This is a genomic window from Pseudomonas sp. R5-89-07 (assembly GCF_003851685.1).
Lineage (GTDB): Bacteria > Pseudomonadota > Gammaproteobacteria > Pseudomonadales > Pseudomonadaceae > Aquipseudomonas.
This window is the reverse complement of the sequence record NZ_CP027727.1, coordinates 5,290,338-5,315,828: the sequence shown is the minus strand read 5'-3', so window position 1 is coordinate 5,315,828 and position 25,491 is coordinate 5,290,338. Positions and strand designations below refer to the sequence as shown.

At 61.6% G+C, this 25,491-nt stretch carries 20 protein-coding genes; 11 read left to right on the top strand and 9 right to left on the bottom strand.

Features of this window, described 5'->3' with window-relative positions; genetic code table 11:
* The first annotated feature begins 31 nt into the window (after positions 1-31).
* The 3 genes from rplQ to bfr all read left to right on the top strand — a co-directional run bounded on the left by rplQ (position 32) and on the right by bfr (position 2,725).
* A complete protein-coding gene (gene rplQ / locus C4J94_RS24300; protein WP_003176402.1) occupies positions 32-418 on the top strand; it encodes a 50S ribosomal protein L17 in 387 nt (128 codons plus the stop codon).
* Between the two features lie 238 nt (positions 419-656).
* Complete coding sequence (locus C4J94_RS24295; RefSeq protein WP_124388408.1) at positions 657-2,105, top strand: catalase; 1,449 nt, start codon at positions 657-659, stop codon at positions 2,103-2,105.
* 155 nt (positions 2,106-2,260) lie between these two features.
* Entirely contained in the window at positions 2,261-2,725 is a 465-nt protein-coding gene (bfr, locus tag C4J94_RS24290) for a bacterioferritin (RefSeq protein WP_122576597.1), read from the top strand.
* A 65-nt stretch (positions 2,726-2,790) separates the two neighbouring features.
* Here the strand turns inward: bfr and uvrA are convergent, their stop codons facing one another.
* Entirely contained in the window at positions 2,791-5,625 is a 2,835-nt protein-coding gene (gene uvrA / locus C4J94_RS24285) for an excinuclease ABC subunit UvrA (RefSeq protein ID WP_124388407.1), read from the bottom strand.
* Positions 5,626-5,803: 178 nt separating this feature from the next.
* Between uvrA and C4J94_RS24280 the strand changes: the two genes are divergently transcribed.
* The 3 genes from C4J94_RS24280 to tam all read left to right on the top strand — a co-directional run bounded on the left by C4J94_RS24280 (position 5,804) and on the right by tam (position 8,580).
* On the top strand, positions 5,804-7,198 hold the full coding sequence (locus C4J94_RS24280; protein ID WP_124388406.1) for an MFS transporter: 1,395 nt from the start codon (positions 5,804-5,806) through the stop codon (positions 7,196-7,198).
* 9 nt (positions 7,199-7,207) lie between these two features.
* Complete coding sequence (locus C4J94_RS24275; protein ID WP_003232445.1) at positions 7,208-7,723, top strand: single-stranded DNA-binding protein; 516 nt, start codon at positions 7,208-7,210, stop codon at positions 7,721-7,723.
* 95 nt (positions 7,724-7,818) lie between these two features.
* Positions 7,819-8,580, top strand: coding sequence for a trans-aconitate 2-methyltransferase (tam, locus tag C4J94_RS24270; protein WP_124388405.1), 762 nt, complete (start codon positions 7,819-7,821; stop codon positions 8,578-8,580).
* A gap of 16 nt (positions 8,581-8,596) precedes the next feature.
* Here the strand turns inward: tam and C4J94_RS24265 are convergent, their stop codons facing one another.
* Positions 8,597-9,160, bottom strand: a complete 564-nt coding sequence (locus C4J94_RS24265; RefSeq protein WP_124388404.1) for a cysteine hydrolase family protein — start codon at positions 9,158-9,160, stop codon at positions 8,597-8,599.
* A gap of 96 nt (positions 9,161-9,256) precedes the next feature.
* Here C4J94_RS24265 and C4J94_RS24260 point away from each other — a divergent pair, with 96 nt between their 5' ends.
* The 3 genes from C4J94_RS24260 to C4J94_RS24250 all read left to right on the top strand — a co-directional run bounded on the left by C4J94_RS24260 (position 9,257) and on the right by C4J94_RS24250 (position 12,241).
* Positions 9,257-10,216 (top strand): GlxA family transcriptional regulator, encoded by a 960-nt coding sequence (locus C4J94_RS24260; protein WP_124388403.1) that lies wholly within the window; start codon positions 9,257-9,259, stop codon positions 10,214-10,216.
* Between the two features lie 170 nt (positions 10,217-10,386).
* Positions 10,387-11,496 (top strand): DUF3182 family protein, encoded by a 1,110-nt coding sequence (locus C4J94_RS24255; protein ID WP_124388402.1) that lies wholly within the window; start codon positions 10,387-10,389, stop codon positions 11,494-11,496.
* Entirely contained in the window at positions 11,486-12,241 is a 756-nt protein-coding gene (locus C4J94_RS24250) for a S9 family peptidase (protein ID WP_124388401.1), read from the top strand. Before C4J94_RS24255 ends, C4J94_RS24250 begins: the two co-directional genes overlap by 11 nt.
* A 134-nt stretch (positions 12,242-12,375) precedes the next feature.
* Here C4J94_RS24250 and C4J94_RS24245 read toward each other — a convergent pair whose 3' ends face one another.
* The 4 genes from C4J94_RS24245 to C4J94_RS24230 are packed head-to-tail and all read right to left on the bottom strand — an operon-like array spanning position 12,376 to position 16,277.
* On the bottom strand, positions 12,376-13,329 hold the full coding sequence (locus C4J94_RS24245; RefSeq protein ID WP_124388400.1) for a lysylphosphatidylglycerol synthase domain-containing protein: 954 nt from the start codon (positions 13,327-13,329) through the stop codon (positions 12,376-12,378).
* Positions 13,319-14,581: a cardiolipin synthase ClsB gene (gene clsB, locus C4J94_RS24240; RefSeq protein WP_124388399.1), complete on the bottom strand. Its 1,263-nt coding sequence runs from the start codon at positions 14,579-14,581 to the stop codon at positions 13,319-13,321. The genes C4J94_RS24245 and clsB overlap by 11 nt, the downstream gene beginning before the upstream one ends.
* Entirely contained in the window at positions 14,578-15,354 is a 777-nt protein-coding gene (locus C4J94_RS24235) for an endonuclease/exonuclease/phosphatase family protein (RefSeq protein WP_124388398.1), read from the bottom strand. Before C4J94_RS24235 ends, clsB begins: the two co-directional genes overlap by 4 nt.
* Positions 15,351-16,277: a DUF72 domain-containing protein gene (locus C4J94_RS24230; protein WP_124388397.1), complete on the bottom strand. Its 927-nt coding sequence runs from the start codon at positions 16,275-16,277 to the stop codon at positions 15,351-15,353. Before C4J94_RS24230 ends, C4J94_RS24235 begins: the two co-directional genes overlap by 4 nt.
* A 199-nt stretch (positions 16,278-16,476) precedes the next feature.
* Between C4J94_RS24230 and C4J94_RS24225 the strand changes: the two genes are divergently transcribed.
* On the top strand, positions 16,477-18,567 hold the full coding sequence (locus C4J94_RS24225) for a mechanosensitive ion channel family protein (RefSeq protein ID WP_124388396.1): 2,091 nt from the start codon (positions 16,477-16,479) through the stop codon (positions 18,565-18,567).
* A 108-nt stretch (positions 18,568-18,675) separates the two neighbouring features.
* Here the strand turns inward: C4J94_RS24225 and C4J94_RS24220 are convergent, their stop codons facing one another.
* Entirely contained in the window at positions 18,676-22,923 is a 4,248-nt protein-coding gene (locus C4J94_RS24220; RefSeq protein WP_124388395.1) for a DEAD/DEAH box helicase, read from the bottom strand.
* A 166-nt stretch (positions 22,924-23,089) separates the two neighbouring features.
* Between C4J94_RS24220 and C4J94_RS24215 the strand changes: the two genes are divergently transcribed.
* Positions 23,090-23,974 carry a sugar nucleotide-binding protein gene (locus C4J94_RS24215; protein ID WP_124388394.1) on the top strand — a complete coding sequence of 295 codons (885 nt, stop codon included), beginning with the start codon at positions 23,090-23,092 and terminating at the stop codon, positions 23,972-23,974.
* A 126-nt stretch (positions 23,975-24,100) separates the two neighbouring features.
* On the opposite strand, the gene C4J94_RS24210 is transcribed toward C4J94_RS24215, so the two are convergent.
* Positions 24,101-24,799, bottom strand: a complete 699-nt coding sequence (locus C4J94_RS24210; RefSeq protein WP_014720136.1) for an OmpW family protein — start codon at positions 24,797-24,799, stop codon at positions 24,101-24,103.
* Positions 24,800-24,961: 162 nt separating this feature from the next.
* On the bottom strand, positions 24,962-25,483 hold the full coding sequence (locus C4J94_RS24205; RefSeq protein WP_124388393.1) for a DUF3299 domain-containing protein: 522 nt from the start codon (positions 25,481-25,483) through the stop codon (positions 24,962-24,964).
* Positions 25,484-25,491: the final 8 nt, after the last annotated feature.

Below are 25,491 nucleotides of genomic sequence, written 5' to 3'. Positions count from 1 at the left end.
CACCGAACGTGAGTTTGGTAAGGAATGAACCATGCGTCATCGTAAAAGTGGTCGTCACCTGAGCCGTACCAGCTCGCACCGCAAGGCCATGTTTCAAAACATGGCGGTGTCGCTGTTCGAGCACGAGCTGATCAAAACTACACTGCCGAAAGCTAAAGAACTGCGTCGCGTTGCTGAGCCGCTGATCACTTTGGCCAAGACAGACAGCCTGGCTAACCGCCGTCTGGCTTTCGACCGTACTCGTTCGAAAGCTATCGTTGGTAAGCTCTTCAACGACCTGGGTAAGCGTTACGCTACCCGTGAGGGTGGCTACCTGCGCATCCTCAAGTGCGGCTTCCGCGCTGGCGACAACGCGCCTATGGCGTACGTCGAGTTGGTTGATCGTGCTACTGCCGGCGAAGCTGTAAGCGCCGAGTAAGACGACAGTCTGTAACGAAGAACCGGGCCTAGCGCCCGGTTTTTTGTGCGCGCAATAAAAGCGCGATACGTACAAGTTTCCCTGTGTGGCTGTGGGCATTATGGGCGTCGGCGTGGCTGGTAGTAATTTTCTATTGATGTCTACAATTTAATAAATTTGTAGGCGTCATGGTGTTGGTCAATACTCCCTCCAAGCCGATTAGCCGGCAGTTCCAAGTCCGACCTGAGGAAGATTGCGCATGAGCCAGAATAAAATCCTTACCACCGCCAGCGGTGCTCCCGTTGCGGATAATCAAAATTCCCGTTCCGCCGGGCCTCGTGGTCCGCTGCTGCTCGACGATTTTCACCTGATCGAGAAGCTTGCGCACTTCAACCGTGAGAATATTCCGGAGCGCCGTGTGCACGCCAAGGGTTCGGGCGCTTACGGTACGTTCACCGTTACCCAAGACATTACTCAATACACTAGCGCTAAGCTGTTCGAATCAGTGGGTAAGCAAACGCCGACTTTCCTGCGGTTCTCCACCGTAGGCGGCGAGCGCGGTTCGGCTGACACTGAGCGCGACCCACGTGGTTTCGCCTTGAAGTTCTACACCGAGGAAGGCAATTGGGACATCGTCGGTAACAACACGCCTGTGTTCTTCATCCGCGACCCACTGAAATTCCCGGATTTCATCCACACCCAAAAACGCTTGCCGCAAAGCAATCTGAAAAGCGCGCAGATGATGTGGGACTTCTGGTCACACTCCCCAGAGGCGCTGCACCAGGTCACCATCCTGTTTTCGGATCGTGGCATACCTGACGGCTACCGCCACATGCACGGCTTCGGCAGTCACACCTACAGCCTGATCAACGCCAAAGGCGAGCGTCACTGGGTGAAGTGGCACTACAAGACCAAGCAAGGCATCAAGAACCTGGCACCGGCTGAAGCCGCGCGCCTGGCGGGTACCGACCCGGACTATGCTCAGCGTGATTTGTTCGGTGCAATCGAGCGTGGTGATTTCCCGAAATGGCGCGTCTGCATCCAGATCATGACCGAGGCCCAGGCGAACACCCATTACGAAAACCCGTTTGACGTGACCAAGACCTGGTCGCAAAAAGAGTTCCCCCTGATCGAAGTGGGTGAACTGGAGCTTAACCGCAACCCGCAGAACTATTTCGCTGAAGTGGAGCAGGCCGCGTTTGGCCCAAGCAACATGGTTCCAGGTGTAGGTCTGTCGCCAGACCGTATGTTGCAAGGTCGTGTCTTCGCCTACGCGGATGCTCATCGCTACCGTGTCGGCACCAACCACCAACAACTGCCGGTGAATGCCCCACGTAACCCGGTCAATAGCTACCAGCGTGACGGTTCCATGGCATTCGGCAGCAACGGTGGCGCAGCGCCAAACTACGAACCGAACAGCTACGCCGACGCGCCAAAACAGGCGCCACAGTACGCAGAACCTGCATTGGCCTTGAGCGGCGCGGCAGATCGTTACGATCATCGCGAAGACACTGACTACTACAGCCACGCCGGCGCGCTTTTTCGCTTGATGAACGACGAACAGAAAGCGCTGCTTACCAGCAACATTGCCGGTGCGATGGGCGGTGTTTCCAGTGATGTAGTCCAGCGCCAGTTGCAGCATTTCTACAAAGCGGATCCTGCTTATGGAGAAGCAATCGCAAAGGCACTGGGTGTATCGCTTAACTGACTCTAAACGATAAGCAGAACCGCCCTCATTTGGGCGGTTTTTGCGTTATTTCAGCTACTTTTCTCCGCAAATCTTCGCTTTTCTGCCGTTGATCCCGTGACCTTGAAGTCATCATGGTTCAAACTACAGACTTTAAAGCAGGGAGATGTAGGGCGATGCAAGGTCACCCCGACGTAATCGATTACCTAAACACGTTGCTGACGGGCGAACTGGCAGCTCGTGACCAATATTTCATCCATTCGCGCATGTACGAAGACTGGGGCTTTACCGAGCTCTACGAACGTATCAATCACGAGATGGAAGAAGAAGCACAGCACGCTGATGCGCTGATGCGCCGTATCCTCATGCTCGAAGGCACGCCGCGCATGCGCCCCGACGACCTGGACGTGGGTGCCACGGTGCCGGATATGCTTGCTGCTGACCTTCGCCTGGAATACAAAGTCCGAGCCGCACTCTGCAAGGGCATTGAACTCTGTGAGCAGCACAACGACTATGTCACCCGTGAGATCCTGCGGGTGCAGTTGAATGACACCGAAGAAGACCACACCTACTGGCTGGAAAAGCAGTTGGGTCTGATCAAGCTGATTGGCCTGGAAAATTATCTGCAATCGCAGTTCTGATTCCGGCTATGAAAAAGCCCCTGCCACCGATGAGGTGACAGGGGCTTTTTATTGGGCCCGATAAATCAGGCCCGGTCGCGCTCCAGCAGTGGCTTCAAATAGTAGCCAGTATGCGATTGCGGCATTTCCGAGACCTGCTCCGGCGTACCGACTGCAATGATCTGGCCGCCCTTGGAGCCGCCTTCCGGCCCAAGGTCCACCAGCCAGTCGGCGGTCTTGATGACGTCCAGGTTGTGCTCGATCACCACCACGGTATTGCCGTGGTCACGCAAGCGGTGCAGCACGTCCAGCAGTTGCTGGATATCGGCAAAGTGCAGGCCGGTGGTTGGCTCATCAAGGATATACAGGGTTTTGCCTGTATCGCGCTTGGACAGCTCGCGGGACAGCTTCACCCGCTGCGCCTCACCACCCGACAGCGTAGTCGCCGACTGCCCCAGCTTGATATAGGACAGACCAACGTCCATCAGCGTCTGCAGTTTGCGCGCCAGCGCCGGAACCGCGTCGAAGAACACCCGCGCTTCCTCGATGGTCATCTCCAGGGTTTCGTGGATGCTCTTGCCCTTGTATTTGATCTCAAGGGTTTCGCGGTTGTAGCGCTTGCTCTTGCACACATCGCACGGCACGTAGATATCCGGCAGGAAGTGCATCTCCACCTTGATCAAGCCATCGCCCTGGCAGGCTTCGCAGCGACCACCCTTGACGTTGAACGAGAACCGGCCCGGCCCATAGCCCCGTGAGCGGGATTCCGGAACGCCAGCGAACAACTCGCGAATAGGCGTGAACAGCCCGGTGTAAGTCGCTGGGTTGGAACGCGGCGTACGCCCAATCGGGCTCTGGTCGATATCGACCACCTTGTCCAGGTGTTCCAGGCCCTTGATGCTGTCGTGGGCCGCTGCTTCCAGTGTGGTGGCGCCGTTCAGGGCGGTGGCGCTTAGCGGGAACAGCGTGTTGTTGATCAGCGTTGACTTGCCCGAGCCGGAAACACCGGTCACACAGGTCAGCAAGCCCAGGGGAATTTCCAGATCCACATTGCGCAAGTTGTTGCCACGGGCACCCTTGAGGTGCAAGGCCATCTTCTTGTTGCGTGGGGTGCGTTTGGCCGGCACTTCAATTTTTACGCGGCCGGACAGGTATTTGCCGGTCAGGGAGTCCGGGTGGGCCATTACCTCGGCAGGCGTACCTTCGGCGACGATATGCCCACCGTGTACTCCAGCCCCCGGGCCGATATCGACGACGTAATCCGCCAGCCGAATAGCGTCCTCGTCGTGCTCGACCACAATCACCGTGTTGCCGATATCCCGCAGGTGTTTCAACGTACCCAGCAGGCGATCATTGTCACGTTGGTGCAAGCCGATCGATGGCTCGTCGAGGATGTACAACACGCCCACCAGCCCCGCGCCGATCTGGCTGGCCAGCCGAATGCGCTGGGCCTCGCCACCCGACAAGGTATCGGCACTGCGATCCAGCGACAGGTAGTCCAGGCCCACGTTCACCAAAAACTGCAGTCGCTCGCGAATTTCCTTGAGGATCTTGTCGGCAATTTCCCCACGACGACCGGTCAGCTTGAGCACACCAAAGTACTCACAGGCATCGCCGATTGGCAGGTTGGTCACCGCCGGCAAGGTCTTCTCACCCACCCATACATGCCGCGCTTCACGGCGTAGGCGAGTGCCGCGGCAATCCGGGCAGGGTTGAGTGCTGAGGAATTTCGCCAGTTCTTCGCGTACGCTCGCCGACTCGGTCTCGCGATAACGACGCTCCAGGTTCGGCACGATGCCTTCGAACGGGTGGGAGCGTTTAACAATATCGCCCCGGTCGTTCAGGTATTTGAAGTCGACATTCTGCGAACCACTGCCGTTGAGGATGACCTTCTGCTGGTCTGCCGGCAGTTGATTGAACGGCACCTCCAGGCTGAACTTGTAGTGGGACGCCAACGACCCCAGCATCTGGAAGTAGTAGACGTTGCGCCTGTCCCAGCCACGTATCGCACCCTCGGCCAAGGTCAGGTCGCCATTGACCAGGCGCTTGATGTCGAAGAACTGCTTGACGCCCAGGCCGTCGCAGGTCGGACAGGCGCCGGCCGGGTTGTTGAACGAAAACAGCTTGGGCTCCAGCTCACTGATGGCGTGGCCGCAGATCGGGCAGGCAAAGCGCGCGGAGAAGATGATCTCTTCGCCCGGCTCATCGTCCATCGGCGCTACCAGGGCGATACCGTCTGCCAGCTTCAACGCGGTCTCGAACGATTCCGCCAGGCGCTGCTGCAGATCGGCACGCACCTTGAAACGGTCAACCACCACATCGATGGAATGCTTCTTCTGTTTGTCGAGCTTCGGCGCTTCATCCAGTTCATAGAGCTTGCCGTTGATGCGCGCACGCACGAAACCTTGCGCCCGCAGCTCTTCGAAGACCGACAGGTGCTCACCCTTGCGCTCGCGGATAACGGGCGCCAGCAGCATCAGCTTGGCACCTTCCGGTTGGGCCAGCACCAGGTCGACCATCTGGCTGACGGTCTGGGCTTCCAACGGAATATCGTGGTCCGGGCAGCGGGGAATACCCACCCGTGCATACAACAGGCGCAGATAGTCGTAGATTTCGGTAATGGTGCCCACGGTGGAGCGCGGGTTGTGGGACGTCGATTTCTGTTCGATGGAAATCGCCGGCGACAAACCTTCGATGGTGTCGACGTCGGGCTTTTCCATCATCGACAGGAACTGCCGGGCATAGGCCGACAGCGATTCCACATAGCGCCGCTGGCCTTCGGCGTACAGCGTGTCGAACGCCAGGGACGATTTGCCCGAGCCGGACAGGCCGGTGATGACGATCAGTTTGTCCCGGGGCAGGGTCAGGTCGATATTCTTCAGGTTGTGGGTTCTAGCCCCACGAATCAGGATCTTGTCCAAGATGGCCTCGCACGGCGGGCGTAAATAATGCCGGAGTATACGGCTAAAGACTGGATGAATATACACTGTCAAAAGGCCGCGTGCAGCCTTACATGAAAGCTGCGCGGCAAAGCGCCGCATATACCCTCTCAATCGATGGGACTGGTAGAATCGCCGCCGGTTCACACGAGGTTTTTCCATGCACGATCCCCACAGCGAACGCATGAGTAGCGGCGAGACCCGAGCGGCAAGCGGTCTGGCCCTGGTGTTCGCCTTCCGTATGCTGGGCATGTTTATGGTGCTGCCGGTGCTGGCGACCTATGGAATGGATCTCGCAGGCGCAACCCCCGCATTGATCGGCTTGGCGATTGGCGCCTATGGCCTGACCCAGGCGATCTTTCAGATTCCGTTCGGCATCATTTCCGACCGTATTGGCCGGCGCCCGGTGATCTACCTGGGGCTGATCGTGTTCGCCCTCGGCAGTGTGCTGGCGGCGCAGTCCGATTCGATCTGGGGCGTCATCGCCGGACGTGTCCTGCAAGGCGCCGGGGCGATTTCCGCGGCGGTGATGGCGCTGCTGTCGGACCTCACCCGCGAACAACACCGTACCAAGGCCATGGCCATGATCGGCATGACCATCGGTCTGTCGTTTGCCGTGGCCATGGTGGTCGGCCCGCTGCTGACGCGCGCCTTCGGCCTGCATGGGTTGTTTCTGGCCACCGGCGGCATGGCGTTGTTCGGCATCGTGATCGTGGCCTTTATGGTGCCGCGCTCTACCGGCACGTTGCAGCACCGTGAATCCGGCGTCGCGCGCCAGGCGCTGTTGCCGACGCTCAAGCACCCGGACCTGCTGCGCCTGGATTTAGGTATCTTCGTGTTGCACGCGATGCTGATGTGCAGCTTCGTCGCCTTGCCCCTGGCCCTGGTGGAAAAAGCCGGGTTGCCCAAGGAGCAGCACTGGTGGGTCTACCTCACCGCGCTGCTGATTTCGTTCTTCGCCATGATCCCGTTCATCATATACGGCGAGAAGAAACGCAAAATGAAACGAGTTTTGCTCGGCGCCGTCGCGACATTGATGCTCACTGAACTATTCTTCTGGGAGTTCGGCGACAGCCTGCGGGCGCTGGTGATCGGTACGGTGGTGTTCTTCACCGCGTTCAACCTGTTGGAGGCGTCATTGCCTTCGCTGATCAGCAAGGTTTCACCAGCGGGCGGCAAGGGCACGGCGATGGGTGTTTATTCCACCAGCCAGTTCCTCGGTTCGGCGCTGGGTGGGATCATGGGCGGCTGGATGTTCCAGCATGGCGGTTTGTCGGTTGTGTTCCTCGGATGCGCCGGGCTGGCTGCACTTTGGCTGGTCTTTGCTGTTACCATGCGCGAACCTCCGTATGTGACGAGCCTGCGCCTGCCGTTATCGCCTGAAGCGATGCGCGAGGCTGGCCTGGTCGAGCGCCTCAAGGCCGTCGTTGGAGTAACGGACGCAGTAGTGGTCGCGGAAGAAGCTGCGATCTACATCAAATTGGACACCGAATTATTGGATCGCGCGACGCTCGAGCAACTGGTCAACCCAGTGCCGACAGCGCGCCCAGCCTAGGAGAACGTTATGGCCCGTGGGGTTAACAAAGTCATATTGGTCGGTACATGCGGCCAGGATCCCGAAGTTCGCTACTTGCCCAACGGTAACGCCGTGACCAACCTGAGTCTGGCGACCAGCGAACAGTGGACCGACAAGCAGACTGGCCAGAAGGTCGAGAAAACCGAATGGCACCGCGTGTCGATGTTCGGCAAAGTAGCTGAGATCGCCGGTGAGTACCTGCGCAAAGGTTCGCAGGTGTACATCGAAGGCAAACTGCAGACCCGCGAGTGGGAAAAAGACGGCATCAAGCGTTACACCACTGAAATCGTGGTCGACATGCAGGGCACCATGCAACTGCTGGGCGGCCGTCCACAGGGCGACCAACAGGGCCAGGGCGGCATGTCCAACTCGGCACCGCGTCCTCAGCAATCGCGTCCGCAGCCAAGCCAGCAGCCTCAGCGTGAGTCGCGTCCAGCGCCACAACAGGCCGCTCCGCAGCCGGCTCCGGATTTCGACAGCTTTGATGACGATATCCCGTTCTGAGGCCTGAAACCCGGAACCCACAAAACCCCCGATAGCCCCTGGCTTCGGGGGTTTTTTATGGGGCATGCTTTACCGCTAAGAGAAGGAGAACCGTGATGACCTGGTCTGCCACGCAGTACACGATGTTCGAGCAGCAGCGCACTCGCCCCGTCCGCGACCTGGTGGCGGCGATTCCCAATACCGAGGTGGGCACGGCAGTCGACCTGGGCTGCGGCCCCGGCAATTCCACCCAGGTGTTGGCTGAGCGCTTTCCAGATGCGCACATCACCGGCATGGACAGTTCCGATGACATGCTGCGTGACGCCCGCAAGCGCCTGCCGGCCCTGAGCTTCGAACTGGCGGATATCGGCGCCTGGAACCCGACGCAACGGTTTGACGTAATCCTGGCCAACGCGTCCCTGCAATGGCTACCGGAACACGCCACGCTCTATCCGCACCTGGTTAAACAGTTGAACCCCGGCGGAACGCTGGCGGTGCAAACCCCGGACAATCTCGACGAACCCGCCCACCGGCTGGCCCGCGAGGTCGCGGCCGAGGGGCCATGGGCGGCGAAGATCGGCGCGGTCAAACATAACGAACGGCATTCAGCGAGCTATTACTACGAGCTGCTGAGCCAGCATTGCAGCACTGTCGACGTATGGCGCACCACTTACCAACACCCGTTGGCGGACCACGCGGCGGTGGTGGAGTGGTTCAAGGCTTCAGCGCTGCGGCCGTTCCTGGCGCCTTTGAACGAGGGCGAACAAGCTGCTTTCCTGCAGGAGTACCAGGCACGAATCACCCAGGCTTATCCAGCCTTGGCCAATGGCACGGTCCTGCTGCCGTTCCCGCGCCTGTTCATCATCGCCACTCGCTAACGGCACCCGGCGGTGGTCAGGCTACCGCCGCTTGGGCCTTCAGGAATTCATCGGTCGATACCACGCCCGCATACCCGAAAGCCAGCGAAGCCATGTACGCGCCGTGCACCTGCGCGGCGGGAATCACTTGCCCATTGAATTCCTGGTCACGGGTCGCGCAGGCGTCGTGAAGGACGGTGACCTTGTAGCCCAGGTCCGCCGCTGCCCGCACCACGGCGTCGATGCACATATGGCTCATGCTGCCGACCACGACCACGTCAGTGATGCTGCGCTGTTCCAGCAATTGGCGCAGGTTGGTTTGGCGGAATGAATTCACGAAATGCTTTAGAACCACCGGCTCATCGCCCTGGTTCAGCACCTTGGCATGCAAATGCGCGCCTTCGGAGCCCGGTGCGAAGAACGGCGCGTCATCGCCTGCAAATTCATGCCGTACATGAATCACTGCATCCCCGGCCTGGCGGAAGGCCTGCAGCACTTGCGCCGCCTTGTCTGCTGCGGCCTCTACACCGTCAAGTGGCCACTTGCCTTGAGGGAAGTAGTCGTTCTGGATATCGATTAGGATGAGTGCTTGCTTGGCCATGTGTATTGCCTCGTGATGGGTTGATGGGCCCAGTATCTTAGCTGGCGCCGCCGCCGGACATTGGCTGCACCGACAATAACAGGGGGAAAACTGACAATGGCCGCGGTTGAACTGGGCATATTGATCTACCAGGGCGCGCAATTAGCCGCCGTGCATGGCTTGACCGATTTGTTCGGCGTCGCCAATCGCATTGCCGCCGAGCACCAATCCGCGCAGTTGCCGACGTTGCGGGTCAGCCATTGGCAGGTCGATACCCAGGGCACGCCGGTGCGCGTGTTCGATACTCAGCCTGGCCCGGATGGCCCGATGGCTGCCGTGCTGGTGCCGCCCTCGGTGGGCGAATTCAGCGAAGAACAGACGCCCCCGGCGTTGCTCCAATGGCTGCGCCAGCAGCACGCGGCAGGCACTGTGCTCGGCGGCGTGTGTATCGGTTCGATCATGCTTGCCCGCAGCGGTTTGCTGGATGGGCGTAGCGCCACTGCCCACTGGTCGTCCGCCGAGAGCTTCGCTATCCGCTATCCGGCCGTGCGCCTGGAAGCCGATAAACCCATCGTCGATGACGGCGACCTGATTACCACCGCCGGGCTGATGGCCTGGTCCGAGCTGGGCCTGCGCCTGGTCGACCGCCTGCTGGGGCCCAGCATCGCTGCCGATACTGCGCGCTTTCTGGTGATCGAGCACAGCGACAGCGCCAGCCAATGCGGCAGCAACTTCGCGCCGATTCTCGGGCATGGCGACGCTGCAATCCTCAAGGTTCAGCATTGGTTGCAAGCCAGCGGCGCGGTGGATGTCAGTGTTGCCGCCATGGCGCGGGAAGCGGGCCTGGAAGAACGTACCTTCCTGCGCCGCTTTCGCAGCGCCACCGGTTTGAAACCTACCGAGTACTGTCAGCACCTGCGCGTGGGCAAGGCGCGGCAAATGCTGGAGTTCACCAACGGCACCATCGACCACATCGCCTGGACGGTGGGCTACCAGGACCCCAGCGCCTTTCGCGCCACCTTCAAGAAAATCACCGGCCTGGCCCCCAGTGACTACCGCAACCGCTTCGGTGTATGAATCGTGCAGAATGCCGAGTGCCCACAGCCGCGTCGTGCAAAATGGCGCAGGCTAATTGCTATTGCGTTTCTGGTAACCGGTTGATTTTAAAACGCTCCTCTTCTACGCGAGCTTGGCTTGATCCCTGCTAGTTTCCCCCTACATACATGGCCGGATGCCAAGGGGGACGCATGACCCCGATTTCACGTAAAAAACAGGTGGTCGCCCACTCAATCCGAAACGACGCACCCCAACATGAAGTTCAAACCAACCTCGCCCTGGCGCGCTGGCTAGCGCAAATATTGGGGCTCAAATTCGGCGGCAGCTACGATCCGCACAAACACGCCGGCCGCGATCTGTATGTGCTTCCCACTCAAACAGTGGTCGGCACTGCCCAGGCTCGGGCGCTGAATATCAAAGGCCCGCAAGACCTGTGGGGGGGCTATGTCGATCACGCCTTCATCTGCACCAAAGCCATCAGTCATGGCCTGTTAAGCCCTGAAGCCAAGGCGCCGGAGGGCTGGTCATCGTTGTTCAGTGAACGTGTACGTGACGTCGTCCTCGACGGCTTGAGTGTTTTCGCGCTGGAAGACGCGCGGCCTGCCGCCACGCGCTTGCTCTACAGCGGGCCGATTCGCCTGAAACCCCTGCACGCCAGCGCTGGGCGCGGTCAGCAGGTCATCCGCAGCCTCGACGAATTCGAGGCGCTGTTGGCGCGGCCCGAAGCGGCGGTTATGTTCAGCGAGGGCGTCGTACTGGAACAAGACCTGCACGACGTAGTCACTCACAGTGTGGGCCAGAGCTTTATCGGCGATCACGTGCTCAGCTACTGCGGCGAGCAATACCTGACCCGGGACGGGCAGGGTGAAGAGGTGTATGGCGGCTCCCGATTGCTGGTGGTGCAGGGTGGCTATGGCGACCTGCTCACGCTGGACTTGCCCGATGATAGACGTGAAGCCATCAGGCAAGCGCAGGTTTTCGACAGGGCCGCCGATGAAGCCTACCCCGGCTTCTACGCCTCGCGGCGCAACTACGACATCGCTCAGGGCCTGGACAGCGACGGCCAACGCCGCAGTGGCGTGCTTGAGCAGTCCTGGCGCATGGGCGGGGCCAGCAGCGCGGAAGTCGCGGCGCTGCAGAGCTTCGTCAACCACCCCGGCCTGCGCGCGATCCAGGTGGCCTCGGTGGAAAGCTACGTGGACCAGGCGCTGCCGGCGGATGCCATCGAGGTGTACCGAGGCCCGGCTGAAAACAGCGACTTTCTTCTCAAATATGTAACGGTTGATTCTTATGACGGCTAGAAGCGAGAGCATCGCGATCGATATAGACGACGAACAGATGAGCGGGACCTTCCTGAGCCCCAAATCCAAAGTGCCGGGGGTGTTGTTCGTGCACGGCTGGGGCGGTAGCCAGGAGCGCGACCTGGAGCGCGCCAAAGGCATCGCGGGGCTCGGCTGCGTGTGTTTGACCTTCGACCTGCGCGGCCATGCCGGCACCGGCATTCCGCTCTCCCGGGTCACCCGTGAAGACAACCTGCGCGACCTGTTGGCCGCTTACGACCGCCTGCTGTCCCACCCGGCGATCGACACTTCGGCGGTGGCGGTGGTGGGCACCAGCTATGGCGGCTACCTGGCGGCAATCCTTACCTCATTGCGCCCGGTGCGTTGGCTGGCGCTGCGCGTGCCTGCGCTGTACCGCGATCAGGAATGGCTCAAGCCCAAGCGTGACCTGGATAAAGTCGACTTGATGGATTACCGCAGCACGCTGGTTCATGCCGAGACCAACCGCGCCTTGCATGCCTGCGCGCAATTTAGCGGCGACGTGCTGATTGTCGAATCGGAAACCGACGACCATGTGCCCCACGCCACCATCATGAGTTACCGCGCGGCATGCCAGCACACCCATTCCCTGACCCATCGCATCATCGACGGCGCCGACCATTCGCTCAGCGATCCGGTGTCGCAGCAGGCCTACACCTCGATCCTGGTGAGCTGGATTACCGAGATGGTGGTGGGTGAACGCTTGAGCATCATTCAGTCGCAATGATTCATCTGTACCTGGGAGTAGCGGGAACGAGAAGTAACCTGTGGCGAGGGAGCTTGCTCCCGTTGGGTCGCTAAGCGGCCTCAAACAATGGGACTGCTGCGCAGTCCAGCGGGAGCAAGCTCCCTCGCCAGGTATCAGGCGGTCTTCTTCACCCGTAGCGCCTTGGCCTTGGCCTCCACCGCCAGGTACATCACCAGCGCGATCAGCAGCGGGCAGATAAAGTAGATCGCCCGATAGGCAATCAATCCAGCCAGCAAACTCCCCCGTGACGCCTCATGCTGCAGCAGGCCGATGAACACCGCTTCCAACACGCCCAGCCCGGCTGGAATATGCGTGAGCACACCGGCAATCGCGCTGATCAGCAGCACCCCCAGCACCAGCGGATAATCCAGTTTCGCCGGCAACAATGTGAAAATCACCGCCGCCATCAGCGACCAGTTCAACGCGCCCAACATCAATTGCAAACACGCCATGCGCAGCGACGGCAGGTTGATCTCCATGCCGCGAATCGTCCATGCGCGTTTTTTTGAAAACCGGCAGGCGGCCAGGTAACCCAGGCTGGCCAGTACCAGCAGCGCGCCGATGCCTTGCAATGCCGTGGTGCTGACCTTCCAACCCGGCGGCATGCTCACCAGCCCACTGCTGAACACCGCCCCGGCCAAGGCCATGTAGCCAAACCAGTTGGTCGCCAGGCTCAGCCCGAGGATCTTGGCGATATTGCCAGTGCTCACCCCGAGTCGCGAGTACAGCCGATAACGCATCGCGATACCGCCCACCCAGGCGCTGAGGTTGAGGTTGAACGCGTAGCTGATGATGCCCACCGGCAGGATCTGCTTCCAGCGCAAGGGCTGGCGAATGTAGGTGCGGCCGATCAGGTCGAAGCAGGCATAGACGATAAAGCTGCACAGGGTCAGCGCGCTGGCGATCAGCAAGGTGCGCACTTTGAATTCGCTCAAGGTGTGCAGCACTTCGCTCCAGTCGATGCGCCGTGCGAGCAAGGTGAACAGCACGATCAGCAACAGGAAGAACGCAACGGTCAGGGGTTTCTTCCAGCGCTGGAACCGTGAGCCGTGTTTTTCAGACGTCATGGGCCGGACTCTCGATAGGTTTCAAACGCGGCTTGTGTGCCGGCAACCAGCCGGTCAGCGCGGGGAAGTGGCGCATCACATGAAACACCAGGAAACCTACGGTCAGCCGCCACAACCACAGGCGTGGCTTGCGCTTTTCCGGCATCGTCTGGCAATGGTCCCTGGCGAGTGCTTCCAGGCTTTCGTACAACTGCTGATTGAAGGCCCGATCTCGAATCAGCACATTGGCTTCCAGGTTCAGGGCCAGGCTCAACGGGTCCAGGTTGCTGGAGCCCACGGTGCTCCAGTCATCGTCCACCAACGCGACCTTGCCGTGCAGCGGGCGCTGGCAATACTCGTGAATCACCACGCCATCCTTGAGCAAATAGTCATAGAGCATGCGCGCCGCCAGCTTGGCCAGCAGCACATCCGGCTGGCCTTGCATGATCAACTGCACGTGCACGCCACGGCGCGCGGCGTTGCGGATTTCGCGCAGCAGGCGATAACCGGGGAAGAAATACGCGTTGGCAATCACCGCCCGCGTACGGGCTTTGCTCAAGGCGTCGATATAGGCTTCTTCGATGTCATCGCGGTGCTGCACGTTGTCACGATAAATCAGGCGTACCAAGCCGTCTTCGTTAGACGTCGTCGATAGCCCCGGGCGTTGTGGGCGCCGCCGCCAGCCACGCCGGGCGCGCACCTGGCGACCGCTTTGCGCCAGGGCGAAGTGGTGCAGGTCGGCCACCGCCGGCCCAACGATCTGCACCGCATAATCCTGCTTGGCCTCAGGGCCGAAATCGCCCAGGTGGTCGGCGGAAAAATTGATGCCGCCGATAAAGGCCACCGCAGCGTCCACCACCACGATTTTGCGGTGCAGGCGGCGGAACCAGTTGGTGCGGATACCCAGCACTTTCGAGGCCGGGTCGAACATCTGCACCGCCACCCCGGCCTCGGCCAGCTCGCGCAAAAATGACGTACTCAATTCGCCACAACCAAAGCCATCCAGGCTGGCCACCACCTTCACGCCGCGCTGCGCCGCTTCGATCAGGATGCCTTTGAGCTCAAAGCCGACCTTGTCTTCGAAAAGGATAAAGGTCTCCAGCAGGATCTCCCGCTGTGCCGCGCGCATGGCCTCGAACACCTTGGGAAAGTAGGCCTCGCCGTTCTCCAGCAACTCGATGCGGTTGCCGCTCTGCCAGCCGTAATCCAGATCCCGCGCCTTGGCATCATCCGGCGGCTGGTCGGTGGCGATATGTTCTACAGCAACGTTCATAGCTCAATCTCCACCGACAGCGGCACATGGTCGGAAAGATGGGACCAGGGGCGCGTGGTCAGCACGCGGGGGTTATGCACCGTCAGGTTGCGCACGTAAATGCGGTCCAGCGGCAACAGCGGCAGGCGCGCCGGGAAGGTGCGCGCGGGTTTGCCCAGGGTTTGCACGAAGACCTCCTCGAGCCCGCTTTGGCTGAGGTCGGCGCGCTGGCGCCAGTCGTTGAAATCGCCGGCCACCACCAACGGCGCGTCGGCCGGAATTTCGCTGATGCGCTGCTCCAGCAAGCGCAATTGCTGCTGGCGATGCACCTCACGCAAGCCCAGGTGGATGCAGATCGCATGCACTTCCTGCCCGCTGCCTGGCAGGCGCAGGACGCAATGCAGCAGGCCACGGTTTTCATGGCCGCTTTGGGAAATGTCGAGGTTGTCGTAACGGATAATCTGGAATTTGGACAGCAACGCGTTGCCGTGGTCGCCGTGGGGGTAGACCGCGTTGCGCCCGTAGGCGAACTGCGGCCAGATGCTGTCGGCGAGGAATTCGTACTGCGGCATCTTCGGCCAGTCGCTGTAGCGTTGGGGGTGGCGTTCGTGGGTGCCGTGGATCTCTTGGAGGAATACCATGTCGGCGCCGACGCTGCGCACCGCTTCGCGCAATTCGGGCAAGATGAAGCGTCGGTTCAAGGCGGTGAAGCCCTTGTGGATATTCACCGTCAGCACGGTAAAGCGGGTGATGGCGGCGGTGGGTGTGATGGGGATCAATTCCGGCTGTGTCATGGCAGCACTCCCGGCTCGGGCAGTCGTCCGGGCTCGGTCAGCAGGTTTTTATCCAGCCCGAAGCGCTGCAGCAATTGGCGGGCATCGTAAGGCGCGCGCACCTTGATATCGTTGTCGAAAAAGCAGAACACGTCGCGCTCTTTGCGGGCGCGCGGTTTGTGTTTCGGATCGATCAAATGCGCATCTGCGGGCTGTTTGCCGTGCTGCCAACGCTCGATGCGATCGCCCCAGCGTTTGAGGGCTTCGTCGGTATAGCCGCTGGCGTACAACTGCTTGTCGCCATGCAAGCGCAGGTACATGAAGTTGGCGGTGACGTCTTCGGCATACGGCCATTTGCCGGCGGTGTCCGCCACCACCAGGGCTACGCCGTACTTATCCAACAGCTGCACAAACTCTGGCACAGCGAAACTTGCATGGCGAATTTCCACCGCATGGCGCAAGGGCTGCTTGCCATAAGCCTTCATGCTCGCCTTGCCATTCAGGCGTGGCTCATGCTGATGGGCGAGGGCGGCGGCCTGCTGGGTCGTGGTGGGCAGTTCGGCGAGGAAGGCTTCGAACACATCCGGTTCGAACTTGAAGCTGGGCGGGAATTGCCAAAGGATCGGCCCGAGCTTGTCCTTCAGTTCCAATACCCCGGACGCGAAGAAGTTCGCCATAGGCTTGTGCACATCCCGCAAGCGCAGGATATGCGTGATATAGCGCGGGGCCTTGACGCTGAACATGAACCCTTCAGGCGTGTCGCCATACCACTCGGCATAGCGCTTGGGCGTTTGCAGCGCGTAGAACGAACCGTTGATTTCAATAGCGTTGACGGCGCGTGACGCAAACTGCAACTCGCGTTTCTGGGTCAAGCCTTCGGGGTAGAAATCACCCCGCCAGGGCGTGTAGCGCCAGCCGGAAATGCCGATGTGAATCGCCGCCATGCTTACTCCCGTTGATGTTGGGTCGATTGACCTGCGTTTTGGGATGACTGCGATCTTTGGCTGAAAGTTTCCACGTTTCTACAGACGGTAAAGCAGGCGGGACAGCGTTCAGATGCAGGAGGGAGGGCGGTGAATCAGGGGAACGATCACGGCGCAAACCCGTCAGTTCCTTACAGACCCTCTGAAGGAGCCCGGTGTTTTGCTGAATATAAAGACTGCATTACTGCTCGGCGCGCTGCTGTTCTGCGGCAGCGGCGCACTGCAAGCCGCGGCCACCGCGCCTGAACCCGAGGCCCCGGCCAAGCCGGAATTGCTGGTGGAAGGCGGCCTGCTGGGGGCCATCAGTTCCAGCATCGATGATGTGCAGCAGAAGCTGGACCTCAACCAGAACTTCATTGACGAATGGCGCCTGCGTGCCGACCGGGCTGCCGACGAAGTCGGACGCCTGGTCAACCAGACTGCCGAGCGCTCGCCGTGGAGCGTGGCGGGGGATTTCCTGTTGCTCTCGGCCGTGTGGATCGGTGCCTTTGCGGTGCTGACGCTACTGGGGCGCCTGATCGTGCGGCGCTTGTGCCAGCGTGAATTTTTCCGGCGGCGCGCGCGCCTGCTGGGGCTGCTGGGGTATGTGCTGCCTTACACCATCCCGGCCGTTATCTGCCTGCCGTTGACGCTGTATGTCAGCCACTTGCTGGCCAACTCAGTGGGCCGTGCGCTGGCGCTGTGTTTTGCCTACGCCACCAGTAGCGGCATCTTCTCCACCTCGATCCTGCTGTGCGTCATCGTCATGTTCAACCTTGGCCACAAGCGCCCGGCGGTGCGGATAATTCGCGACTACTGCCCCAAGCCGCTATTTCTGATTGGCTTCCTCGCCGCCCTCAGCGATGCGCTGACCAGTCCGCAGATCGCCCGCCAGTTCGGCGGCAATATCACCAGCAGCGTCGCAGTGTTTACCGGCCTGTTCGCGACGGTGATCTTCGGCGTGCTGGTGGTGCGCCTGCGTCGCCCGGTGGCGCATCTGATTCGTAATCGGCCGCTGGCCCAGCGGCTCAAGCACCCGGCGTTGCAGCAGTCACTGCGGGTGTTTTCCGGGCTCTGGTACTGGCCAATCCTGCTGATGGTGCTGGTTTCGGCGATCAACCTGATCGGTGCCGGCGACGATAACCAAAAGGCCCTGCGCTGTGCGTTGTTCACCACGATCCTGCTGATCGGCACGGTGTTTCTCAGCACCGTGCTGCAACACCTGTTCAAGTCTCGCAGCCAAGTGGCGATCCAGCGCAGCAGCGCCTACAAGGAGCGCTTCCTCAGCCTGTTGCACGCAGTATTGCGCATCGTCATGGCCATCGCCTTTATCGAAATCCTCGGGCGGATCTGGGGCGTGTCGTTGTTTGAATTCGCCCAGCGCAACTCGGTGGGTCGGGCGATCAGCGATTCACTCAGCAGCATCGGCCTGATCCTGCTGATGACCTGGCTGTTCTGGGTGGTGCTCGATACGGCGATTCAGGAAGCGCTCAAACCCCCGGTGAACAAGCGCTCCAGCCGCCAGCCCAGCACCCGCGTGAAGACCATCCTGCCGCTGCTGCGTAACGCGGTGAAGATTATCCTGGTGGTGATTTGTGCGATCACCACCATGGCCAACCTGGGCATCAACGTTGCGCCGCTGTTGGCGGGTGCCGGTGTGGTCGGCCTGGCCATCGGCTTCGGTTCGCAGCAATTGGTGCAGGACGTGATCACCGGCCTGTTCATCATCATCGAAGACACGCTGTCGATCGGCGACTGGGTGGTACTCGACTCCGGGCATGCCGGCACCGTCGAAGGCCTGACCATCCGCACCCTGCGCCTGCGCGACGGCAAGGGCTTTGTGCATTCGGTTCCGTTCGGGCAGATCAAGGCCGTTACCAACCAGTCGCGGCAGTTTGCTTATGCGTTCTTCTCCGTGCAGTTCACCTATGACACCGATGTGGACAAAGCCGTGGAACTGATCCGCGAGGCCGGGCAATCGATACGTGACGATGTGTTCCTCAAGTACAACCTGCAAGGGCCGCTGGAGGTGTTTGGCGTCGACAAAATGGACCTTAACGGCGTGGTGCTGACGGCGCAGTTCCGCACCGTGTCGGGCGGGCAATATGCGGTGAGCCGTGCGTTTAACCAGCGTTTGAAAAAGCTTGTGGATAACTGCGATGAGGTGTTTTTTGCGCAGACTTATCCACAGCAGGTGTTTTTGCCCAAGCGCACTGCACAGGTGGATGAGACTGAGGCGGTGATGCTGAGCGAGCAGCCCAGGCCTCAATGAGGGGTGTTGTCTGTCATGGCCTCATCGGGGGCAAGCCCCCTCCCACATTTTGATCTGCGAACCCAATCAATTGTGGGAGGGGGCTTGCCCCCGCTGAGGCCCTCAACCTCAACGCCTGACCAACTTCTCCTGCACCGCCTGCTGCTCCACCTCCGACAAAATCTGCTGCTTGCCGCCCACCATCACCGCCGCCGGCACCCCATCCCGATACACGATCCGATTGCCACTCACCGCCGGCACTTTGGTTCCCGGTAACAGCGTGCCCACCAGGTTGAGCGGATCCGCCCCGCACACGGCAATCAAGCTACCGTCATGAGGGCGCCGCCGTACTTCGCGCAGCAGCGGGATAGCCTCCGGCAGCGCGAACTGTTCCCCCGCCAAGCCACTGACAAACCGCCCGCCGCGAATCTCGCCCCGCGCTTCCAGGCGGTGGAAGGTGCGCAGCAGTTCGCGCCAGCTCGGCAGCCAGTCCGCCTCGCGCTCCAGCAAGCGCCAGAACACCACGCCATAGCGGCGTAGCAGGGTCATCGCCACATGCTCCAGGGTCTCGGCCGAATGCGCGCCGGCGGCATTCGGCGTGCGGCGAATCAAGGCCCAGCGCCCGGCGTCATCCATGCCGCCGATAAAGGCGCCGCGGCCACGCCGGCTGCTGCGTGCCTGACGTTTGCTGGCGGGCGTGGTCAGGGCGCGCAGGCCGGCGAAGCTGTCGGCATTGACCAAACCCGCGCCGACCAGCTCCTGCAGGGCGGTCTCCAGTTCGCTGCGCAGCAGATGGGCTTCGTGCACCAGCTCATCGAAAAACAGCGCGCCCTGTTCGCGCAGGGCCAGATGGACTTTTTGCGCCTTGGGCGACAGCGTTGTGCTGTCCGTCTGTTCGGTCAGCCCGCTCCACAGCGGCACCTGGCTGCGCGGCAAGAGCACGATGGGCGTGCTGCGCAAGGCGATGGCGCTGGCCTTATGGCTCAGGCGCGTCCACACCAGCTTGCCGCTGCGGCACAAGTCATCCAGCCAGGTCGAGGTGTAATCCTTGATACGCGCGCTGAGCAGGTCACTGTCCCAGGCCGAGGTGGCGGCGGCATAGCCTTCGAACTGGCCGACGATTTGTGGCAGCACCGCGCTGCCCTGGCCGCGGGTGCTGTCGGACAGGTGCTGCCAGTCGAACAGAAAACGCATGAAGTCCTGTAGCGCCACCGGTTCGATTTCCCGGCGCAGGCGCTTGACCGTGTAGCGATGAATGCGCGCCAGCAGGTGCCGTTCGCACCATTGCTCCTCAACGGCGCCGGGGCTGAAGTGCCCGCGCAGCACATAGCCTTCCAGTTCCAGCCGCGCCAACGCCTGGGCCACGGTGGCGGGCGGCAACGCCAGGGGCGCGGCGATCTCGCGCAGTGTCAGCGGGCCGAACCCGCCCAGGCGCGCGCGCAGCACTTCCACCAGGGCCTCGTCGAATGCCCACGGCTCATCGAAGCCCGGCAGCAGCGGCAGGGTGTGGGGGTAAATCGCCTGCAGGCAGCTCAAGCGTTCCACGGCCACCCACAGGCTGTTTGGCAGCAGGTAAGCGCGCCCGGCCTGGGTCAACGCTTGCAACCACTCGGCCCATTGAGGCGTGAGTTCCGGCTCTGCAATGCAGGCCAGGCTCATCAGCGCTTCGTGCATTTCATCCGGCCCCTGGGGCGCCGGCCAGGCCTCCTCGCGCACGCCGGCGATTGCCTCGGCATCCAGTGCGCCGAGGTCGTCGGTACTTTGCGGGTCGCTCCAGCGACGGTTGAGCACGGCCTGGGTGCGGCGCTCTTCCAGCGGCGCGTCATCGAGAAAGGTGTAGGGCCGCGCACTGAGAATTTCAGCCGCCATCGGCGAGGGCGCGGGCAGGTCGCGGCTGACCATGCGCACCTCGCCCGCTTCCATGCGCCGCAGCAGCGCGAGCCAGCCCTCGCTGTCCATGGCTTCGTGCAGGCAGTCGTCGAGGGTTTGTTCCACCAGGGGATGGTCGGGCACTTCGCGCTCGCCGGCGAGGTTTTCAAGGCAAGCGATCTGGTCGGGAAACACGCTGGCGATCAGGTCTTCGCTTTTCATGCGCTGGATCTGCGGCGCCACCTTGCGCCCGCCGGTATAACGCGGCAAGGCCAGCGCCACCCCGGCGTTCCAGCGCCAGCGCACGCCGAACAGCGGCGCATCCAGCACGGCCTGGATCAACAGGTGTTCGGCGCTGTGGCTGTTGAGATAACGCCACACCTCATCCAGCGCGAAGCTGTGGCTGGTGGACAACGACAGCACAATCGCATTTTCGCTGGCCGCCGCTTGCAGCTCGAAGTTGAAGGTGCGGCAAAAGCGCTTGCGCAGGGCCAGGCCCCAGGCGCGGTTGATGCGGCTGCCAAAGGGCGTGTGAATGATCAACTGAGTGCCGCCGGACTCGTCGAAAAATCGCTCCATGATCAAGGTGTCCTGGGACGGCAAGGCGCTCAGGGCCAGGCGTGCGCGGGCCAGGTAATCGAGCAGTTGCTCGGCGCTGGCGCGGTTCAGGCCGAGCGTGCCGGTGAGCCAGGCCTGCGCCGGCAGCAGGTCGCCGGGGCTGGCGCTGAGCAACTGATCCAACTGCCCCTGCAAGCGGGCCACGGCCGCCGATAACTCGTGGCTGCGCCCCGGCGCTTCCCCCAGCCAGAACGGAATGGTCGGTGGCTGGCCGTGGGCGTCCTCCACCCGCACCTTGCCGGCTTCTACCCGCAGAATGCGGTAGGACGTATTGCCGAGCTGGAAGATGTCCCCGGCGATGCTTTCCACCGCGAAGTCTTCGTTGACGCTGCCGATGTTCAGGCTCTGGGGCTCCAGCAGCACGCTGTAGTCGGCGTTGTCGGGGATGGTACCGCCGCTGGTCACTGCAGTGAGCCGCGCGCCACGGCGGCCGCGCAGGGTGTGAGTCACGGCGTCACGGTGCAAATAAGCGCTGCGGATGCCCTGACGCCCGTTATAACCCTCGGCAAGCATGCGCAACAGTGCCTGGTAATGGCGCTCGTCCAACTCGGCATACGGCGCGGCGCGGCGGATAAGTGCGAGCAGGGCCGCTTCCGACCATTCGCACGCACTGACCTCGGCGATGATCTGCTGGGCCAGCACGTCCAGCGGCGCCACCGGGATGTGCAAGGTGTCGAGCTCGCCACGGCGCACGCAGTCGAGGAGTGCGGCGCATTCGATCAGGTCGTCGCGGGTGGTGGCGAACAGGCGGCCCTTGGGCGTGCCGCCGACCTGGTGGCCGGAGCGGCCGACCCGTTGCAGGAAACCATTGATCGAACCGGGCGAGCCGATCTGGCAGACCAGGTCCACATCGCCGATATCAATCCCCAGCTCCAGGGACGCGGTGGCGATCAGCACCTGCAGCTCACCGGCCTTGAGGCGTTGCTCGGCATCCAGGCGCATTTCCTTGGCCAGGCTGCCGTGGTGGGCGGCCACGGCAGTTTTGCCCAGGCGCTCGCTCAGGTGCCGCGCCAAGCGTTCGGCCAGGCGCCGAGTGTTGACGAATATCAGCGTGGTGCGGTGCTCACGGGCCAGTTCGGCGAGGCGGTCGTAGACCAGTTCCCACACGTCATTGGCCATCACCGCCGAGAGCGGCACCGGTGGCACTTCGATATCGAGGTCGCGTGGGCGAGCGTGGCCAATGTCGACGATGGCGCACTCGCGTGCAGTGCCCACCAGAAACCGCGACACCGCTTCGATGGGCTTTTGCGTGGCCGACAGGCCGATGCGCGTCAACGGCTCGGCGCACAACGCTTGCAGGCGCTCCAGGCTTAACGCCAAGTGGCTGCCGCGCTTGCCAGCGGCAATTGCGTGAATTTCATCGACAATCACCGTGCGCGTGTTGGCGAGCATCTGTCTGCCGGAATCCGAGCCGAGCAACACATACAGCGATTCCGGGGTGGTGACCAGGATATGCGGCGCACGCTTACGCATCTGCGCGCGGTCTTTTTGCGGGGTGTCGCCGGTGCGCACCGCCGTGCGGATCACCAGGGGCGGCAGGCCACGTTTGTGCAGATGCTCGGTAATGCCCGTCAGCGGATTTTGCAGGTTGATCTGGATGTCGTTCGAGAGCGCCTTGAGCGGCGATACGTAAACCACCAGGGTTTCATCGGGCAGTTGGCCGCCATTGGCCAGGCCCTGGTGGACCAGGTCGTCGAGCACCGCGAGAAAGGCGGTCAGGGTCTTGCCCGAGCCGGTGGGCGCTGCGATCAGCGTCGAACGGCGCTGACGGATCAGCGGCCAGGCCTGGGCCTGTGCGGCGGTCACCGAGGGGAAGGTGCTGCGAAACCAGGTACTGACGGCGGGGTGGAAGCCATCCAATGCATGGTCTGTTGATTGGGGAAGGTTCATGTAGTGATTGATGCCTCCTGCTGCCACAAGTTGCACGCACGTACTTTGTCCGTGACGGTTGCGCTACAAACCCGCAAAATGCAACGATTCTGGAATAAACCTACGGCAGCGCTCATGCGCCTGCCGACACAACCATCGTTCCAAACAGACCGGGCCTGCTCAATCTATGCGAATGCGCCTTATGTTACTGGGCGGCGGGAATGCCCTCGGGCAGGCGCTGATTCGCCTCGGTGCAGAGGAAGACATTGGTTTCCTCGCCCCCAAACCGCCCCAAGACGGCTGGGATGCCGCGAGCCTCACCCAATTGCTCGACGACACCCGTCCCGATGCGTTGATCAACCTCGCCTACTATTTCGACTGGTTCCAGGCCGAGGCGGTCAGCGAAACCCGCCTGGCGTCCCAGGAGTTCGCCATCGAACGCCTGGCTGAACTGTGCCAGCACCACAGTATTACCCTGGTGCAGCCGTCCAGCTACCGCGTGTTCGACGGTTCACGCGCCACCGCCTACAGCGAAAAAGACGAGCCGGTGCCCCTGGGCCTGCGCGGCCAGGCGTTGTGGCGTATCGAGCAGAGCGTACGCGCCACCTGCCCGCAACATGTACTGCTACGGTTTGGCTGGTTGCTGGACGACAGCGTCGACGGCACCCTCGGGCGCTTCCTGGCCCGGGCCGAAAAGCCGGATGAATTACTGATGGCGGACGACCGGCGTGGTAACCCGACACCGGTGGACGATGCCGCGCGGGTGATCATCTCCGTGCTCAAGCAACTCGATTGCGCGGCGCCGCTGTGGGGCACCTACCATTACGCCGGTCACGAGGCGACCACGCCCCTGGCGCTGGGCCAGGCGATCCTCACCGAAGCGCGCAACTTCCACCCGCTGGCCATCGAGTCGCCAACCGCCCAGGCCCACGCGGCCCGGCCGGATGCGGCGCAGGAACCGCAGCACGCGGTGCTGGCCTGCAAGAAAATCCTGCATACCTTTGGCATCAAGCCACGGGCGTGGCGGGCGGGCTTGCCGGCGCTGCTCGACCGCTTCTACCGCCACACCTGATACAACACAAAACCCAATGTGGGGGGGGCTTGCCCCCGATAGCGGAGTGTCAGTCAAAAGATTTCATGGACTGACCCACCGCCATCGGGGGCAAGCCCCCTCCCACATTTTGGTTATGCGTGTTGCTTAGAATTTGTAACCGATGCCCACCATGTAGACCATCGGGTCGACATCCACATTGACCTTGGCCCGGGTGCCCTGGCCCAGTGCGTTGTTGTCCACGGTGGCCTTGGTGCTGATGTCGATATAGCGCGCCTGGGCGTTGATCATCCATTTGTCGTTGATCATGTAGTCGGCACCGATCTGTGCAGCCCAGCCCCAGGAGTTTTCAGCCTTGAAGTTGCTGAAACCGGCTTGTTCGGCGCGGCTGCCGACGTGTTCGTCGTAGATCCAGGTGTAGTTGATACCGGCGCCCACATACGGTTGGAACGCCGACTTGTGGTCCAGCGGGTAGTAGACGACGCTCAAGGTCGGCGGCAAGTGTTTGAGTGTGCCGAGCTTGCCGTTGGCGGCGCCGAGGGCGGTGTTCTTGATCTTCACGTCGTGCTCGAACGGCGTGGCGGCCAGCAGTTCGATACCGACGTGGTCGGTGATCATGTAGGCGAAGTTCAAGCCCAGTTGGGTGTCGCTGCTCATGGTCGCCTTGCCGCCCAGGTTGGTGCCGGCCAATGGGCCTTGGTCAACCTTGACGCTGCTGCTGTCGGCCTTCGGGTTCACGGTGATTGCACCGGCGCGAACCAGAATGTCACCCGCCTGGTGGGCGTGAGCGACAGGGGCGACGAGGGCGAGCGCGAAGAGGGACGCGCCGAGCAGAGACTTGTTCATGGGAGCTCCAAAAGGACGTTAAAAGTTGTACGTCCAATGGTAAAGATCGTTCCGCTCGATCTTTTGACTCAGCTCAATGAAAGGCCAACCACGGCGCAAAAACTGTGGGAGGGGGCAAGTCCCCTCCCACAGTTTGATCTGCGGTGTGTTTGCAGGTAGGGGTTATTCCTGCAGTTCGTACATGTAGATTTTCTCGGCATCCATCTGGTAGCCGGCGTCGGCCAATTCACTGGACGACGGCTTGACCTGCATCGCCCCTTCGATCCAGTACGGCTGGTACAGCTCATCGAGTTTCACGCCGACTTCGCTTTTCACATGCACGATCTGGTTCGACGGCGGCGGTGGCACATGGATGCACGCGCCGAAATACGGCACCAGCAGGAACTCGGTGGTGCGGCCTTCCTCGCTCACCTCCAGCGGCACGATGTAGCCGGGCAGGCGAATGTGCTGGCCGTCGAGACTCTGCACCACCGGCGCGTTGGGCAGATCCTGCTTGGCAGCGGGCGCGGCCTCGACCGACAAGGCATCGGCCATGCTCGACAGGTCATGCAAAGGTTTCATATTCGGCACTTCCGGTGGCGCATCCGGTGGGATCATTTCCTGCCACGACAAGTCCTTGGGCTGCTCCTCGGCCCAGGCGGGCAGGGCCAGCAGCAATAGCAGGGCAAACAGGGCACGACGCATCGACAGCT